At 41.5% G+C, this 18,100-nt stretch carries 15 protein-coding genes and 3 pseudogenes; 9 read left to right on the top strand and 9 right to left on the bottom strand.

All coding sequences use genetic code 11. From position 1 onward, the window contains the following. Positions 1–88: 88 nt before the first annotated feature. From clpB to crp, 3 genes are all read right to left on the bottom strand, one after another. Positions 89–2,668, bottom strand: coding sequence for an ATP-dependent chaperone ClpB (clpB, locus tag VXQ92_RS11770; protein WP_064095827.1), 2,580 nt, complete (start codon positions 2,666–2,668; stop codon positions 89–91). 234 nt (positions 2,669–2,902) lie between these two features. Further along, complete coding sequence (locus VXQ92_RS11765; protein ID WP_416681818.1) at positions 2,903–3,952, bottom strand: NADP(H)-dependent aldo-keto reductase; 1,050 nt, start codon at positions 3,950–3,952, stop codon at positions 2,903–2,905. Between the two features lie 176 nt (positions 3,953–4,128). After that, on the bottom strand, positions 4,129–4,836 hold the full coding sequence (gene crp / locus VXQ92_RS11760; protein WP_064095825.1) for a cAMP-activated global transcriptional regulator CRP: 708 nt from the start codon (positions 4,834–4,836) through the stop codon (positions 4,129–4,131). 147 nt (positions 4,837–4,983) lie between these two features. Here crp and VXQ92_RS11755 point away from each other — a divergent pair, with 147 nt between their 5' ends. From VXQ92_RS11755 to VXQ92_RS11730, 6 genes are all read left to right on the top strand, one after another. Further along, the gene (locus VXQ92_RS11755) at positions 4,984–5,406 is read left to right on the top strand and encodes an OsmC family protein (RefSeq protein WP_416681816.1); all 423 of its coding nucleotides are present in this window, start codon (positions 4,984–4,986) and stop codon (positions 5,404–5,406) included. Between the two features lie 504 nt (positions 5,407–5,910). Next, on the top strand, positions 5,911–8,067 hold the full coding sequence (locus tag VXQ92_RS11750) for a TonB-dependent siderophore receptor (protein ID WP_416681815.1): 2,157 nt from the start codon (positions 5,911–5,913) through the stop codon (positions 8,065–8,067). 71 nt (positions 8,068–8,138) lie between these two features. Beyond that, a complete protein-coding gene (locus tag VXQ92_RS11745; RefSeq protein WP_416681813.1) occupies positions 8,139–8,750 on the top strand; it encodes a hypothetical protein in 612 nt (203 codons plus the stop codon). Between the two features lie 43 nt (positions 8,751–8,793). Further along, positions 8,794–9,072, top strand: coding sequence for a hypothetical protein (locus VXQ92_RS11740; protein WP_064101756.1), 279 nt, complete (start codon positions 8,794–8,796; stop codon positions 9,070–9,072). Positions 9,073–9,075: 3 nt separating this feature from the next. Further along, a complete protein-coding gene (locus VXQ92_RS11735; RefSeq protein WP_416681811.1) occupies positions 9,076–10,635 on the top strand; it encodes a PepSY-associated TM helix domain-containing protein in 1,560 nt (519 codons plus the stop codon). After that, a complete protein-coding gene (locus tag VXQ92_RS11730; RefSeq protein ID WP_416681810.1) occupies positions 10,632–10,913 on the top strand; it encodes a hypothetical protein in 282 nt (93 codons plus the stop codon). Before VXQ92_RS11735 ends, VXQ92_RS11730 begins: the two co-directional genes overlap by 4 nt. A 408-nt stretch (positions 10,914–11,321) precedes the next feature. Here the strand turns inward: VXQ92_RS11730 and VXQ92_RS11725 are convergent, their stop codons facing one another. From VXQ92_RS11725 to VXQ92_RS11715, 3 genes and pseudogenes are all read right to left on the bottom strand, one after another. Then, positions 11,322–12,806 (bottom strand): carboxylesterase/lipase family protein, encoded by a 1,485-nt coding sequence (locus tag VXQ92_RS11725; protein WP_416681808.1) that lies wholly within the window; start codon positions 12,804–12,806, stop codon positions 11,322–11,324. 182 nt (positions 12,807–12,988) lie between these two features. Beyond that, positions 12,989–13,254: pseudogene (locus tag VXQ92_RS11720) on the bottom strand (transposase); the annotation flags it as partial. 200 nt (positions 13,255–13,454) lie between these two features. Then, positions 13,455–14,505, bottom strand: a pseudogene (locus tag VXQ92_RS11715) (linear amide C-N hydrolase). An 853-nt stretch (positions 14,506–15,358) separates the two neighbouring features. On the opposite strand from VXQ92_RS11715, the gene VXQ92_RS11710 reads away from it, so the two are divergent. Both VXQ92_RS11710 and VXQ92_RS11705 read left to right on the top strand, forming a co-directional pair. Next, a complete protein-coding gene (locus VXQ92_RS11710; protein WP_416681807.1) occupies positions 15,359–15,682 on the top strand; it encodes a heme oxygenase in 324 nt (107 codons plus the stop codon). Between the two features lie 103 nt (positions 15,683–15,785). Next, positions 15,786–15,929, top strand: a pseudogene (locus tag VXQ92_RS11705) (IS982 family transposase); the annotation flags it as partial. A 429-nt stretch (positions 15,930–16,358) separates the two neighbouring features. Here VXQ92_RS11705 and VXQ92_RS11700 read toward each other — a convergent pair. The 3 genes from VXQ92_RS11700 to VXQ92_RS11690 all read right to left on the bottom strand — a co-directional run bounded on the left by VXQ92_RS11700 (position 16,359) and on the right by VXQ92_RS11690 (position 17,178). Then, on the bottom strand, positions 16,359–16,556 hold the full coding sequence (locus tag VXQ92_RS11700; protein WP_416681806.1) for a hypothetical protein: 198 nt from the start codon (positions 16,554–16,556) through the stop codon (positions 16,359–16,361). Between the two features lie 67 nt (positions 16,557–16,623). Next, positions 16,624–16,851: a hypothetical protein gene (locus VXQ92_RS11695; RefSeq protein ID WP_416681804.1), complete on the bottom strand. Its 228-nt coding sequence runs from the start codon at positions 16,849–16,851 to the stop codon at positions 16,624–16,626. Between the two features lie 111 nt (positions 16,852–16,962). Further along, entirely contained in the window at positions 16,963–17,178 is a 216-nt protein-coding gene (locus tag VXQ92_RS11690; RefSeq protein ID WP_005237341.1) for a cold-shock protein, read from the bottom strand. Positions 17,179–17,836: 658 nt separating this feature from the next. Here VXQ92_RS11690 and VXQ92_RS11685 point away from each other — a divergent pair. After that, on the top strand, positions 17,837–18,100 hold a 264-nt coding region (locus tag VXQ92_RS11685; RefSeq protein ID WP_416681803.1), incomplete at its 3' end, for a helix-turn-helix domain-containing protein.

The following is an 18,100-nucleotide window of genomic DNA, read 5'->3' as shown; positions in this document are numbered from 1 at the left end:
CTTGCGACTAATATCCAGTCACAAGTAAAAAACCCAGTTCAATTGAACTGGGTTTTTTCATGGAACATATAATAAACTGGATTGAAACTTAGCTGAGTTTCATTTTTTCAAAAACCAGCTCACCATGTTCCGCTCTTACCAGAATCGTATCGCCCGGCTGGAATTCTCCCGCAAGAATTTTCTGAGCCAGTCCATTTTCAATACGTTGCTGAATCGCGCGTTTTAGCGGACGTGCACCATACAGCGGATCAAACCCGACCTCAATCAATTGCTCAAAGGCAGTATCATCTACCGACAGGCGCATATCCCGTTCGGCTAGGCGTTGACGTAAACGGTCCAGCTGAATATCGGCAATACCGCGAATCTGGTCTTTTTCCAGTGCGTGGAATACGACAATTTCATCAATACGGTTAATAAATTCTGGACGGAAATGTTCAGATACCGCATTCATCACCACTGTCCGAACTTCATCGCGTGTTGCGCCTTCACCTAACTCGCGAACGTCTTGTGAACCCAGATTCGAAGTCATGACAATCACGGTATTTTTAAAATCTACTACACGGCCTTGGGAATCAGTTAAACGACCATCATCCAGCACTTGCAGCAAGATGTTAAATACATCCGGATGTGCTTTTTCGACTTCATCGAACAAGAGCACGCTGTACGGTTTACGGCGCACAGCTTCTGTCAGTACCCCGCCTTCTTCATAGCCTACATAACCCGGAGGTGCACCAACCAGACGGCTTACCGAGTGTTTTTCCATAAACTCGGACATGTCGATCCGGATCATTGCATCGTCACTGTCAAACAGGAAGTTTGCCAAGGCTTTGGTTAGTTCTGTTTTACCTACACCAGTCGGTCCAAGGAACAGGAACGAACCACTTGGCCGGTTAGGATCAGACAGGCCAGCACGTGAACGGCGCACGGCATTGGATACGGCCACCACGGCTTCATCTTGACCCACCACACGTTTATGCAGGAATTCTTCCATATGCAGCAGTTTGTCACGCTCACCCTGCAGCATTTTCGCGACAGGAATACCGGTAGCCGCACTGACGACTTCCGCAATTTCATTCTCGGTCACCTTGTCACGCAACAGTTTTGGTGACTCGCTTTCCTCCGCTGCTTCAATGCGCTCTAGCTGCTTTTGCAATTCAGGAATCACGCCATACTGATAGCGTGCTGCCTCTGCCAGATCACCTTCGCGCTGTGCTTTATCTAGGGCTATACGTGCCTGATCCAGTTTAACTTGGATATCCTTGTTGCCAGCCACCAAGGCTTTATCTGCACGCCAGATTTCTTCCAGATCTTGGTATTCTTTCTCGACCGTTTCAATCTGTTGGGTCAGATGCTTAATCTCGCCTTTGGCACCGCTATCCTCATCTTTTTTCACTGCTTCAAGCTGCATTTTCAGCTGGATCAGACGGCGCTCCAGTTTATCTAGCGCTTCAGGTTTGGAATCTAGCTCCATTTTGATACGGGATGCAGCTTCATCAATCAGGTCAATGGCTTTATCGGGCAACTGGCGATCGGTAATATAACGGTGTGACATTTTTGCCGCTGCAATAATCGCAGAATCCAGAATTTGTACACCATGATGCGTTGCATAACGGTCTTTCAGGCCACGTAGAATCGCAATCGTGTCTTCGACACTCGGTTCATCTACCAGCACTTTTTGGAAACGACGCTCAAGTGCAGCATCTTTTTCAATATATTGACGGTATTCATCCAGGGTTGTCGCACCCACACAGCGCAATTCGCCACGTGCCAATGCAGGTTTCAGCATGTTGCCGGCATCCATCGCACCATCACTTTTACCTGCGCCTACCAATGTATGCAATTCATCGATAAACAGGATGATTTCACCTTCGTGTTTGGCAATATCTTTGAGTACAGCTTTTAAGCGTTCCTCAAACTCGCCGCGGTATTTGGCACCGGCCAGCAAAGAGCCGAGGTCTAATGACAAAACACGCTTGCCTTTGAGTCCTTCAGGTACTTCACCATTGATAATACGCTGTGCCAGACCTTCGACAATTGCTGTTTTACCCACGCCCGGCTCACCAATCAGTACCGGGTTATTTTTAGTACGGCGTGACAAGACCTGAATGGTACGACGGATTTCATCATCACGTCCAATCACAGGGTCAAGCTTGCCTGCCAAAGCACGTTCAGTTAAATCGATGGTGTACTTATTTAGTGAATCACGCTGATCTTCATGATTATTGCTCATGACTTTTTCATCACCTCGAAATTGATTGATAATCTGACGTAAAGTCTCTGCCTTTACTCCAGCACTGCTTAATAAATTTTTGGTATTTCCTGTTTCTGCAAGTGCCAGTAGCACCCAGTCTGTTGAAAGGAATTCATCTCCGGCTTTTTGGGCATAACTGTCTGCCAGATGTAAAACTTTTGCCGCTTCAGGGCTGAGATTAATATCTGCAGATGGATTACTCAGTGTGGCTGCATTACTTAGCGCTGTTTCCAGTTTGGTTTGCAATTCCCGCAGGTTTGCTCCGGCCTGTTGCAACAAGCTGACATTGGAAGTTTCATCCATCAAGGTCGCCAAGATATGAATTCCATCAATAGAAGCATGATCCCGGCTCATTGCCAACGATTGGGCATCTGAAAGGGTCTGCTGCAGGCGATTGGTAAATTTTTCAAAACGCATTCTTGTTATTCCTCAGCACAAATATTCTATTTGAAAAATATATGGGGGCATGCGAGAAAAAATTCAATTCTTTTATATATATTTTTCAAAAACTTAAATTATATTATTGGACATATATCAGTAATAATATTGGTATAGTTCTAGTTAATTTCAAGCGTAATAATTTAAATTATTTTATTTAAATTCTAGTTCAAGCTTAAGTTAAAAAATACCCTCACAAGGAGGGTATTTTATTTACGGTGCAGGGTTCGGCTGCTGACGGTGAATATCTTCAATACCTTTGAGGACTTCTTCTGACAGATCAACTTCAAATGCCTGAATATTTTCTTTCAACTGCTCCAGATTAGTGGCGCCAATAATGGTACTGGTCACAAAGAACTGCTGCTTGATAAAGGCCAAAGCCAGTTGGGTAAGACTTAAGCCATGCTGTTCTGCCAGCTCGGCATATTGCTCGGTCGCCCATTCACTTTCCGGATTGCTATAGCGACTAAAGCGCGAGAACAATGTTACCCGCGCATTTGCAGGACGCGCACCATGCCGGAATTTACCAGTCAAATAACCAAATGCCAAAGGCGAATACGCCAATAAACCTACGTTTTCATATCGGGCAATTTCTGACATGCCAATTTCATAAGTACGGTTCAGCAGGTTATATGGGTTTTGTACACTGACGAATTTGGACAACCCTAATTTTTCTGCAAGGTGCAGAAACTTCATTGTACCCCACGGGGTTTCATTGGACAGACCAATATAACGGATGCGGCCTTTTTTAATTTCATCCTGCAAGGCGGTTAGGGTTTCTTCAAGATCGGTCACGGCACAGTCTTCTACCGCTTCAGCATTGCCATAACCCAGCTTGCCAAAGAAATTGGTTGGGCGTTGTGGCCAGTGTAACTGATACAGGTCAATATAATCCGTTTGCAGACGTGACAATGACTGGTCAATGGCTGCTGAAATTTCATCGGCAACGAAACGGGTTTTACCATCCCGGATATGGCTACCACCTTGCGATGGTCCGGCAATTTTTGAAGCTAAAAAAAGTTTGTCACGGCCACCGCGGGCAGCGATCCAGTGACCAATAATACGCTCGGTTGCGCCCTGCGTTTCAGGTTTTGGCGGCACCGGATACATTTCCGCGGTATCCCAGAAATACAGTCCCTGATCCAGCGCATAATCCAGTTGCTGAAAAGCCTGTTCTTGCGTGTTCTGCTCACCAAAGGTCATGGTGCCCAAACAAATTTCTGGCAAAAGAATGCCAGTATCCGCCAATGGTCTGAATTGCATAAAACCTTCCTGTGAATTTTATTCAGTGAATTGAGATTAAGTCGGCTATAGCCTATCGGAATTATAAGGGGGACTTAAATCATCTTTTCTGAGAAGCTTGTTCTAAATTTTTATGTATTGGGTAAAGGAACTCTAATAAAAAAGCAAATCCTGAGATTTGCTTTTTAACATCTGGATTATTCGTCTATGGCACCATCGGCTACTGCTTCGGACGTCTCTTCTAGAGAAACATCAAAGATCAGGATAGCTTTACCATCCGTCTCGATCATACCCTGTTCTTCTAGCGTTTTTAGTACGCGACCCACCATTTCACGGGAACAGCCAACAATACGGCCAATTTCCTGACGGGTAATACGAATCTGACGGCCATTTGGCAAGATCATTGCTTCCGGCTGTGAAGAAAGGTCAATCAGGCAACGTGCAATTCGGCCTGAAACGTCAATAAATGCCAGATCAGTCACTTTACGAGTAGTATTTTTCAAGCGACGTACCAGCTGAGCAAATACCGCATAGCTCAGATCAGGATATTGCTTGCTGATTTCGTGAAAGTTTTCATAGGTAATTTCAGCAATTTCACACACATCACGGGTACGAACTTCCGCAGTGCGTTGTGGATTTACCTCGAATAAGCCCATTTCCCCAAAAAAGTCACCCGCATTTAAATATGCTACGACAATTTCACGATCATCATCTTCACGAAGAATGATAGATACAGACCCCTTCAGAATTAAATACAAAGATTTAGATTCTGATCCTGCATCAATGATCGTAGTACGTTTTGGATACCGATTAATATATGCACGTTTTAAAAGTGCTTTCACGGATTCTGGTAATTGCCCCGGAGAAAGCGCATCAGTGCTTAATTGTGAAAAGTTTGAAGTCATGCTAACAGTTCCGATTATGGATAATTTATAGATCGCACAAGACCTAATGTGAACTTGTCACACAGTGGGATTGAAATTCCGTATCAACCCAATTTATGTTAGTGTACAGTTACTTGACAAATTTATAGCTTTTTTTAGGTAGTTGCAATGCAAACAAGCGTTCATTGGTTAGAGAATGTTGCTTTTGAAGCAAAAACTCAAAGTGGTCATAGCCTTATCATGGATGGTTCAGCTGAATACGGTGGTGAAAACCGTGGTCCCCGTCCTATGGAACTGCTTTTAACGGGTCTGGGCGGTTGTGCATCTTTTGATATTGTTAGCATTTTAAAGAAGGCTCGTCAGGCTATTACCGATGTACGCTGCGAATTAAAGGCTGAACGTGCAGATACAATTCCGGCAGTTTTCACGAAAATTCACCTGCATTTTGTGGTTACCGGCAAGGCGATTAAAGACAAACAGGTGGCAAAAGCGGTAGAACTTTCTGCTGAAAAGTATTGCTCTGCCAGCAAAATGCTGTCTGATGGCGGTGTAGAAATCACCCATGACTACGAAATTATCGAAGCTGAATAAAGTTTAAACTTTGTAAAAAAAGCGGCCTTGAAGAGCTGCTTTTTTTATATCGAAAAAATGTCAATCAGAACTTCTCTCTTTGTTCTTTGTCTCATACCTATTAAACTGAAAAATCATTACCATCCTTCTAAATTAAATCTAAAAACTGCATGCCTTTACCTGAATTAGAAATGAAAGTGGTTTTAAAAACTTCAAGATATGTAGAAAATTCATTTAAAGCATAAATATATTTAAACGCCTTAAAATTCTGTTCACATCCAGATTCAGGGTCTGAAATGTAATTGGCCAGTGACTGAAAAATGGGTTCAGGAGCAAAAAATTAAGGTGATAACATCCTTTTTAATAGTGATATTTTATTACCCTACACCCGACATCAAAGTTTTATTTGTCAACTTCCCTATCATTAACTCATTTTTAATTTGGATTTCCTGTTATGTTCAGATTGCTTTAAAAATCATTAAACAATAACATTACTGATAATTATTATCATTTACATTAACTAAAATGTCTTATACCGTCCCTTCATCATTTCAGCTATCTTTACTCAGTTTTTCGATTTTAATTACACAGCAAAGTTTTGCCGATGATACTCAGCAATTACCGACGATTACCGTTACAGCTGAATCAGAACAGAGTGAGCTTACCTCTGAACAGAGCAAAGCCTATATCATCCAAAATTCGTCAACCGCCTCAAAACTGAATATTCCACTCAAGGAAACGCCGCAAACAGTCAATGTTGTCACCCGCCAGCAGCTGGATGACTTTGCCTTGGATAATACACGGGATGTACTGCGCAATACCCCTGGCATTATCGTCAGCAATCAGGAAACGGAACGGACCTCCTACCTTGCCCGAGGTTTCGAGATTTCAAATGTCTTGGTCGATGGCGTTGGCATTCCACTCGAAGGCTATAATTATAATAATGACAATCCAGACAGTTTTTTGTTTGACCGTGTAGAGGTGGTCAAAGGCGCGAATGCCTTAAATAATGGAATTGGTGATCCCGGTGCAACCATTAACATGATTCGCAAACGCCCGACATTCAATCTTCAAGCAGCCTTTAATGCCAGTTATGGCTCATGGAATACTCAGCGCTATGAAACAGATGTATCTTCTCCTCTCACCCAGGATGGAACAGTCAGAGGTCGTATATTTGGTTATCAACAGACTGGCGACAGTTATCTGGATCGTTATGAACTGGAAAAGAACGGCATAGGGGCTGTTCTGGAAGCAGATGTAACAGACACAACCCTATTGACTGCTGGCTATACCGAAACCAATCATAAGCCGAATGGTGTCAATTGGGGTTCTAATCCGCTGATCAATACCGAAGGTGAGCAGCTCAGTTATTCACGAAGTTATAATTACAGTCCAGACTGGACGTATTGGAACAGCAATATTAAAAGTTACTTTGCCGAGCTTGAACAAAAACTGGCAGGCGACTGGACAGCCAAACTGACTTATGATGAAAAACGCACACAACGCGATTCAAAACTCTTGTTTCTGTCCGGAAAACCTGGTGCAAATGGCACGTCAGGCATCACCCTATATCCCGGCATGTATATTGATGACAATAAAGAACAACAAGCCAGCCTGAGTTTTAGCGGCACCTATCCGCTTTGGGGTCAACGCCATGAAGCTTCATTGGGCTATGTCTGGGCTAAGAATAGTCTAGGTGAATTGGGTTATGCTGGCAGCTTTGCCCATCCGCTGACCACAGATTTAGCCAGCTTTACACCAGAAGAACCAACCTGGGATATGTCGAAAACCAGTGGTGAAATGCATATACGGCAGAAGAACCAAAGTCTTTATGCTGCAACCCGACTACATCTGAATGATGATCTTAAACTTCTTTTAGGTGCCAATTATGTTCAGGCTGAGAGCAGTGGTAGCAGTTATGGGACCGACACCATTTATGATGAAGATAAAGTTTTACCCTATGCCGGTCTAACCTATAACTTTAATCCTGAATATACAGGTTATCTGAGTTATACCTCCATTTTCCGTCCGCAAACCACCAAAGCAATGGATGGCAGCATTAACAAACCGATCGAAGGTGAAAGCTATGAAGTCGGAGTGAAAAGTTCTTGGCTAGATGACAAACTTACCGCCACCATGGCTGTGTTCAGAACAGAGCAAAGTAATTATCCACTTCGTGATTCTGATGGTATTCCGACTTTACGCAAGACTCAGGTCAGTGACCTGCGTTCCCAAGGCTATGAGTTCGGCTTGGCGGGACAACTGAGCGACCATTTAAACTTAAGCTTTGGTTATACCCAATTTAACCTGAAAGATCTAATCAATGGCGGCGATGCGCGTACTTTCAATCCCACCCAATCTTTTAATCTTTTGACCACCTATCAGGTGCCGCAAATTCCAAAACTGAAACTGGGCCTTGGGGTGCAATGGCAGGACCGGACCTATCTGGAGGTGCCTGAAGCAACCGCCAATGGAGTGATTACCCAGAAAGCTGGAATCATTGAGCAGAATGCCTATGCACTCGTGAACTTAATGGCCAGCTATGAGCTGAATGAACATATGACCTTGCAAGCCAATGGTAATAACCTGACCAATGAAAAATATCTGTTCAATTTCCCGAATCAGCAAGGTTTTTATGGTGCACCAGCGAATTACAGCGTTGCTGTGAAATTTAAATATTAATTTCTACACTGAGCCTTGACGACATGTTGAGGGCTAAATCATTGATAGATACACAAAAACAGGTAAAACAAATGAAAAAAATGATCGCTTTGACCATTGGACTGGCTATGACACTTTCAACTCAGGCGCATATGCTTTGGCTGGAACGTGGTACAGATATGCAGACTCATGCTTTCTTTGGTGAATATAGTGAACAGCTTAAAGAAACACAGCAAGGTACCCTGAAGTCTTTCAATCAGGCAAAGGCCGTTCAGTCTAGAAAGACCTTTAGTCCTCAAATGCAACAGGATCATTTGCTCTATGCAACCCAAGGCCAGACAGATGTCCAGCTCAGTCATGAATTGATCTATGGAGAATCATTGCTGAGCTATCATGCCAAATCCGGCAGACAAAACTTGAAAGCAGAGTCAGAACTGGATATTGTCCCGACCCAAATCAACAGCAATACATTTACGGTACTGTATCAGGGTAAAGCTGCTGCAGATGTTGAAGTCACGGTCTTTTCCCCGCAATTCTGGCTAAAGAAGTACACTACCAACAGCCAAGGCCAAATTACCATTGCTACGCCATTGAAAGGTCAATATGTCATTGAAGTCGGCAAAGAAGCAGACAAGGCAGGAAAGTTGAATCAGCAGGCCTATAAAAAACAGTATCTGGTAACGACTTTAAGTTTTGTTCATTAAATTTTTTAGATTTTCATCAGTATAGATTTATTCAAGGCCAAATATGATGTCTGTAGTGCAGCCACTTGCCATTCTCTATCGCTTAGGCATGACCTTTGGTATTGGCTACTTGTGCAGTTATTTAATCGCACTCGATTTGGCTTACTTTTTACAAGCTTATTTGCCTAAAGCTGAGTCTGTCTATTTGGCCGCCTTTACTGCCCTGATTTTTTATGTCTGTTTTGTGATTGGAATCTTCTGTATCCAAAGCTTAAAAAAGCTTTCTATCTATAGCCTGATTCCTTTACTTATTTTATTTCTCTTCTCCCGCTTCATAGGTTAAACCATGCATAAATCTGTCCGTCAATCCATGGCATGGTTACATTCATGGTTAGGTTTAAGCTTTGGCTGGTTACTCTTCGCCATTTTTTTAACAGGCACCGTCACCTATTACCGACATGAGATCAGTATATGGATGCAGCCTGAATTTGCCTCGATACAAGTCAATCAGGAAACTGCCTTAAAATCTGCTTACAGCTATTTACAGCAGCATGCACCGGACGCCCAAAACTGGTATATCGGAGTCGCCAATCAAGACTCACCTGTGAATAAAGTCTACTGGCAAAAAGCAGATGGCGGCTATGAAGTTAAAACCCTGGATGCCTCAACAGGCAAAGAGTTAAAACTCTCAGCCACACAAGGGGGAGATTTTTTCTATAATTTTCATTTTCAGCTCTATGGTATGCCCTACACGATTGGTCGCCTCATTGTGACGATTGCTGCCTTTATCATGTTACTGACTCTGATTTCAGGAATTATTACCCACAAAAAAATCCTGACAGACTTTTTTACCTTAAGAGCCTTTAAAGGGCAACGCTCCTATCTGGATTTTCATAATGTCAGTTCAGTGATTGCCCTGCCGTTCTTTTTGACCATGACATTTACCGGGCTGGCGATTTTCTTTTATATAGTGCTACCTTCCGGCATGAAAAAACTGTATCCGGACAATCCCTTTCAGTATTTTGAAGAAATTCGCACAGTCAATGTGTTGGCCAACTCTGCAGTTCCGGTGAAAACCGAGATGCTACCAATTCAACATTTCATCACCACGGCGCAGCAACATTGGGGACAGGCAGAATTTGACAATATCACGGTCAAGCAGCCCAATACCCAGCTGGCACAAATAACTTTGATGCAACTCAAAGATCATTCCATTACCCGAAATCAGGCAAAGCTTAGTTTAAATGCTACTACCGGAAAATTGCTTGAAAATACCCGAAATGAAAGTGCAATTGCCACACTAAATGCCAGCATGTATGGTTTACATATGGCACGTTTTGCTGAACCTGCTTTACGTTTAGGATTGTTTTTCTCTGGCATATTAGGCTGCGCAATGATTGCATCCGGACTGCTGCTGTGGAGTCTGAAACGCCAGATGCAGAAAAAATCAGCGCAGTTTCATATCGGACACTATTTAGTGAACCGCTTGAATATCACCATAATCATTGGCTTGCCACTTGCCATGCTGGGTTATCTCTATGCGAATCGTTTTATCAGTAGCCCCGCAGGTGCACCAAATTATGAGATTTATAGCTTTTTCAGTATCTGGTTCGGCAGCTTTATCCTGGCATGTGTAACCCCACAGCAGCATATATGGAGAATGCAGCTTAAACTTCTGATTTGTTCTGCCTTTATACTTCCGCTTATTGATATTCATTATTTAGTCTCCCAGCAATATATTGATTCTTTTGCGACTTATTGGCCGTTTCTGCGTATTGATCTGATGTTGTGGACCTTGGCACTTCTCGCCCTATTTTTACACCAGAAAATTACGCCCATTCAGCAAAAGGCGATGCATAAAATTCAGGCCAAACTAAAATCTGCACAGCAGGAGTCTTCCACATGATATGGATCGCAATTATGGGGCTTTTATGGCTAAGCTGTTTTTTCTTTCATGCGGTGAGTGAAAAGCAGATAGTAAAAACCCAAAAATCTCGATATTCTTTTTTAACGAACTTCCCTACCCATACTAAATTCGCTGCTAGTAGTTTTTTACTCATCTCGATGTTTTTATTACGTACCCAGTTTAGCTCCAGTATTAGCTTTGTGGCTTTATGGGTATTGCTAAGCCCTGTACTTTTTATCTTTATTTTAAAAATAAACAATTTGATAGGAAGATTATAGAATCCAGATCTTAGCTATACACTAGCAAAAACAATATTTATTGATCATCAAGGATGAATCTATTATCCTTCTACAAATTAAATTATAAAAATATCTTAAGATTATAAAAGACTTAAATCAGATCAAGTTTTGTAGGCCTTTAAAATAATAAAGGCTTAACTTTAAATGTAAATTACGCAATCTTAGTAAAAATATGGGTAGATAAAAACCATACCCATACTTAATTTTAAAAATGTAGTCATTATTTTCATGAATTCACTTAACATAATATCTAATGATCAATAATTATATTAATTCATGGAAGATAAACATAACCTAGCCCAATTCATTTCTGATATTTTTCACCATATAATAATCGTGGTGCAATATCATTAGGGTAGCTTAAGCTTATGTATCAACGAGTAATCATCAGAACCTGAAATTTTCCCATAGGGTCGTGATTTGTTGATCACCCAAGGTTCCCAGGTAGCTTTTTGTGTCAAAAAACATTGTCTTTTTATCTTTGTCTGAATATTTGGGCCACCCCGGGTTGCCATATTTAGCAAATCCGACCCAGGCATCATTCATACTGTCAGACAAAGACTGCGGTGGATTAATACCGACGAAATTCTCCGCTTCTTTTGTGTGAAGCGTTCCGAACGTAAACGGCACGTCTACAAAATGAGCAGCACCCAGAAGGCCATTGTAAGCTGGAGATCGCCAGGAAAAGTGATAAAACCACGTGTTTTGATTACGACTCATAATTTGCGCTATATACAGTGCTGGCATCCTGAACGTGTAGTCCGACATGATCTGGGCATAAACGTCCCCCGGGTTCTCCGCGCTGATACTGTTTTTTATATAAGCCTGAAATGCCCCTGTGGGTAGACTCAGCTCATTAATGACTGCCCTCAAATCCTTATCCGTGATTTTCTGTAATTCGCTACCGGGCATCAAATATAACCTGTACTCACTGTCGGTACTCCCCACAATAACAGGGACTCGGTTGCTGTCATTCATCACCAGATCTTCCATTGGGCTTCTAACGATAATTTTAGAATCCGCAACCGGCAAAAATGCCGTGCCTCCAAGAGAAAGCCTTCCCCATTGGGTAGCATCTTTGATCTGCTCCCCAACTTTCAGGACATTCTGAACCAGATCATCAAAAGGTACATTGGCCACGGCTTCGGGTTCGGCAGGAATCCCAAGATTATCGGCAAATTGCCGGGTGATTCGGGTTGCATCGGCTGGGCTAAGCCACTGCATCGGAGGGCTCTGAATAATCGCCTGCTGGTAAAGTCCTTTGGTTTCTGGATTGCCTAAAATGATGGCAACACTGCCTGCACCCGCAGATTGTCCAAAGAGCGTCACCCTGTCTGGGTCACCTCCGAAGTTCGCGATATTATGCTGAACCCATTTAAGTGCTGCGATCTGGTCTGCGATACCACGGTTGTCAGGACGTTGAGCAAAATGCATAAACCTATCCACACCCACCCTATAGTTTACTGTGACGACCATGACCCCTTTTCTGGCAAACACGCTTCCGTCATATACAGACTCCGCGGCATCTTCCCTGATCCAGGCTCCTCCAGGGATCCAGACCATGACGGGTAGCTTTCCTTCAGTATTGCCAGGCCGCCATATATTGAGAGTTAAATCGCCAGCTCGGCCCACCATTCGTTGCGTAGGACTTCTTCCCGGCTGTGGCACGGGCCAGTCAGATACGGTCGCTTTTATCCCTTGCCAGGGCTGCATGGGCTGGAGGTTCTGAAATCGTCGTTCAGGGGTAAAAGGGTTAGCCACATAGGGAATTCCTTTATAAACGCTAATGCCCTCATCGGTGCAGTAACCCTGTACCTTACCCGCCTCAATATCGACAACGGGGGCTAGTACATTGCACTGTAAAAATTCCATTCGTATTCCTCCTGGATTCTGCCCCGCCTAATTTAGGTTCAGTAGGATAAAACAATACAATAAGGCTAAAAGCCAAAGAGATTTTTTTTGTTAAAGATAATGAGCCTTCAGTAAATTATCTAAAAATAGCTACTTGAAATAACCCGATACATCGTTTTAATCTTAAATTGATGGCTGTATTAAAGGGTCAACTGATAATTTACTCAGGAAGGCTGGCAAAGCGGCGTAAAAGCTGTGCTTTTACTTTAAGATGCCTCGTTCCCCTTCAGTTTGTTTGAGCTGACTTTTAAGTAAGGCGTAAGCTCTCTATCTTTGCTTCAAGCAGTTTATGTGCATCAGGTTTATTACGTAAAGGCTGTACGGCCTTTAACCATTTATAAATGCTGTGCTGGGATACACCTAAACGTTCTGCGGCACCAGTGACAGAATATCCATGTTCACTGATCAATTTTACAGCTTCATCTTTAAATTATGGGGTATCTTGTTGCCCACTCATAAGGTTCTATTTCAGGCAAAAGAAAAGAAGATATTTGCCTAGGAGAGTGGTGGCAGGCCAGCAGCGCATTGTATTGGCTATGCGCTGCTGGCGGAGGTGCATCTGAGTTCTGTGGTTAACTCCATCCACGGACACTATAAAGGCACCTTATATTATTTCTGTAATCCCTTCGCTGGGGCAAATTTAAATGGTTTGGCCACACGGTAGTGCTTGGTTGCGTTTCCTGAGAATATGTTTTCCTGGTCGACTCCAAGCTCAAGCTTCATCACCTTTCCAGTTTCCTTCGAGAAGTCAATCTGGTTGAGATCGGTCCAGAAGATATTCGGTGACATTGCGGAATCAAAGAAATAGAGGCGCTGCTTATGATCGAACACTGTGCGCCAACGGGTGGTCGCAATTTCCGATTTGCCCGGAGTTGAGAGGCCGAACGGTACAGAAATATTACGGATGATGCCAAAGACACTGGAGCGAAGCTGTTCCGGCTTGGCATTCGGTGGAATTGCCTTCACGTAGTAAGAGGCGCGAGCGAAACGGTCGGCGGCCCGGCTTGTCCCAGGCAACATTGCCGTTCCACCGACTTCTGATCAGTAAGATGCCAGAGCAAGTTGCTCGTCGTATGTAGGAGAATTGGTCATTACCTGATACTGGCGACCATGGTGGATAACTTGCTTGCCGTTGATATACTCGATGATGGCGCTATCGCCGCTTGAGTCAGACAATGACAGGTGAACAGTCGCTTTGAATTGGGTGCCAGGCATCGCATTGGTCACGATCGTAAACGGCTGCTTCTCAAAAGCGGCCACCGCTTCAGCGACAGTTGCAAAGTTGTCAAGGGCATACTGCGCCCAAGCTGCAATCGTCAATCCAGGCGCACCCTTAACATTAAAGGCAGGATACTTTGCCTCATCCAGCCAAAGTACATTCGCAACCAGACCCGCTTCGTTTGCCCCGTCACTGGTCGAATTATCGTAGGTAGCCGCCACTACTGATCCATATTTCGATGTCCAGCGAATGGAATTCGGCCCCAATTCGCCATTCCGCTCCATACCCCCGAGGAAAAATATAGAGATCGGTTGAGATTGGTTGATCCCAGTCCATCGATCGGGCTGTAAAAATATTACTGTCTTGACCTAGATAAACGAAGCGAGAACAAGCATTTGCGGTAGGAATAACGCTTCCGAATGCAGCACAGCATGTCAACATACATGCAGCTAATCGTTTGAGTGAAGCTCGGCGCATTGAGATTTCCTCTAACTAGTACACATATATCGGCAACAGCGGAGATGATCATGTCAAGCCCGCTCCTGAGCTTGCCGGCTGCTTTGCGTTCCGCCATCAGTCGCGCCAAGATGAGGCCCGAATTGTCGTCGAACGACAGGATACGACTCGCAAACAGCACTAGCGGCCTTTCCAGTCTAAAGAATCACTAACCGAGTATGTCTCGCTCCATGATCACTTCCACATGTTTGCAAAAATTTAGCCAAAGGTGTGTGCCGTTGTCAATGAACGCTTAGTCAGTGGCAACATATGGCATCGATGCCAATCAGGTGATACACTTTATTCGACTTTTCTCTATTTAAAGGCAGGAAGTGGCACTCAGTGCCCTGAACTGCAGCAACTATTCCTGCCACTTCAATAGATGGCGAATGGACAATTTTCTTAGTATTGAACGGAAGGCTACGGAATTTAATCAGGAATGGCTATAATGCTTCAAGTATGCCCATATGATCCATCACAAGCTAGTTGCTGAAACACTGCCCCGCAATTTTCGGATGCTGAAATCATCGGCAATATCCTGATCTCGAGCATTCTCTTTGCAGGGATTTCTACACGCTACCCTGAATACCTATGCCAAATGCACAGCTCATCAGAGATTTTATGCAGACTTTATAAATCCACTCTTGTGATCTTAATCAATTTTGAAAGCATATCATTTAATATTTAAATAATAATACTTATCGATTGCATTAGCATTTAAATATTTATACTTGTCAACAACGGTGTATATTTTAAAAATATTTTAAACTCTCTATTATTTACTAATGAGGAGTAATTCATGATTGTTGTGACTAATCGCATTTGCGTAAAAAAAGGCATGGGCAAAAAAATGGCCCCAATGTTTACCAAAGAAGGCCCACTTCAAAGCTTTGATGGTTTTGAAAAAGTTGAAGTTTTAGTCTCAGAACAAGAGGATCATGATGAAATGAGTGTCAATATGTATTGGCAGTCACAAGAACAGTTTGAGGTATGGCGTCAGTCTGATGCCTTTAAACAAGCACATCATCGCCCTACAAATGGTGGCCCTACTGCTGAAAATAATCCAGTGATAAGCTCTAAGTTAGTCATCTCGCAGGTAGCTTCCACTGCGACTAAAATTTAATTATTTTAAGTAACCCGAATCGCGGATAAGAAATTAACTTGAAAAACAGGAGGACTAGAGCCATCAGTTGAGTGAGCACACCAAACCTAAAGCTCTAGTCCTGATATTCGATAGTATCGAATTATTTTGCGTAATTAATGATTTCTTTCTTAAATATGAAGCAACTTATTGGAAATTTCTCAAACAAAGTTGTCATTCTTTAAGAATCCGAACGGCACAAAAGAAAAAAACTAAATACGTCTATATATGTCATAATCAAACCATACAAAACATATGAAAGGTTACAATGTTCCACACAGTCTCTTTATTAACTATAGAACAAATTTATAACTTTTTAAAAGAATCTCCAAATTTTCAGAATAGTACTCAATTTGAAAGGTTGAAGGGGTTTTTCTTTGAACTCCATGACCATAAAATCGGTGAATTTAAAGCGCATCAACCATTAAATTTTACATTAAATTTCAATAAATCCTGGCTAGTAGTAGATGCTGTAGCTGCACCAAATTTTAATCATAAACAATTATTTTTGAAATGGTTATGTATACGATTTAATATCCCGGTTTAAATCAAAAGGACTAATTTTGCATAATACAAAATTAGTCCTTTTAATGAGGCTAAGCTAGCCTTAACTTTTAAAGTACACTTGAAAAATATACTAGCTTAAACTTCGTACTATCTATGCAATTTTGAAAATTTTCCCACTTACAGTACTCTGAAAAAACATTTCAAAACCAGGTCTAATATTTTCCCCATCAACAGTGATATGTTTTATATTCGAATGAGAGCGAGTACTGGCAAACTGATGATCCACAGTCGCTTGAATAGTGTGTTTAACCCCAAACTGATCTTTAACATTAATACTCTGTTTAAGCATGTATATACCTTCCATAAAATTATAGTAGAAACCATTTAAATAAATATATGATTTTTAGTTCTTTTATCTAAACAACTCTATGATCTAGTTTAAACAACTGATTTAAAGAAGTATAAAATGTACGGCCATCTAAATTTAAATCAACCTCTATCCCCGATGAAAGAAGAACTCTTTTACCCACTTCGATTGTTTTTAACCCCTGACGTGTACTTTGCATTTTATTTAGAGGAGTTAATGAAACAATAATTTCGGTACCATTTTTAGCTTTTGCAATTAAATAATTTATTTTTAACAACTTGAATCCTGTTTTTCTGAAAATTTTCCAATTTTGGAAATAACTTTAAAATTTAATTTTAAATTATAAAAAAAGCACTCATGAGTGCTTTTTATTACTGCTTGCTACTGTTTAGATAGCAACAATATTTACAGCATTCGGTCCTTTTTGACCTTGGGCTACGCTGAATTCAACCATTTGGCCTTCCATTAAAGTTTTGAAACCTGAACTTGCGATTTCGCTAAAATGAGCAAAAACGTCTGGACCTGATTCTTGTTGAATGAAACCAAAACCTTTAGTTTCGTTGAACCACTTTACAGTACCTTTAACAACATTTGAGTTTGACATAATATATCCTACTAATTTTTAATAATTTTGAGTCATTTTATTGACTGAGTATAACTTTGAAAATAATAAAGAAGCGACTTAAAATCTGAAAAAACGAAGGATTATGACTAAAACTGCGATACTTAAAGAAGATCTACCGAAACAAGACTTTTTTCTAGTTAAGTTAACTATACACTAAAAATATAAATAATCAAGTTTTTTAATATATATATTTATTTTTCTAATAAAAAACCCATATTTTTATAAAAAATAAAATAAAATCAAATATATATTGTAAATATAACAATATAATGTAATATGCTGGTCTAGCAAGTTTGATAAGTAATGAATGCGATTATATAGTTCTGTAATAACAATATTAATGTTTTTAATTTCGGGAATGATGATTTTTTCCCATATGCAAATCATATATCAACCACCAAATTTTACCGCTTTAAATATTGCCAATTAGCAATATTTGATTAAAAAACCGCCTATTAGGCGGTTTTTTAATTTTTGAAGAAATAATAAATGTCTTTATTTAACATAAAACGTCTTATATGTAACCCAAGTGTAAGCCCAAAATAGAAATGTCCGGTTTCTCCAAAGTAAAAATGTCCGCTTTTAGAATATGCACTTTTGCAATTTCCTTAGCGGACGGTTTGATATGTTGGTGTCTATGTCGGATAAAGAACTTAAACGATTGTCGATCTTGCAGGAAATCTGTGATCAACGCATAACTCAATCCCAAGCTGCTCAGCTACTGCATATTTCAGAACGTCAGATCAGACGCTTACTGCAAAAATACAAAGCTCAAGGTCCCACTGCATTAGCCCATGCCGGTCGTGGCCAAACCAGCAATTCCAGGCTTCCTGAAGAGATCAGACTCAAGTGCCTCAATCTGGTCGCTGAACAATTCCATGGTTTCGGACCAACTTTAGCC

The sequence above is a fragment of the Acinetobacter sp. 228 genome, assembly GCF_048147885.1.
Note: the sequence above shows the minus strand (reverse complement) of the source record. Positions and strands in the feature narration are given on the sequence as shown.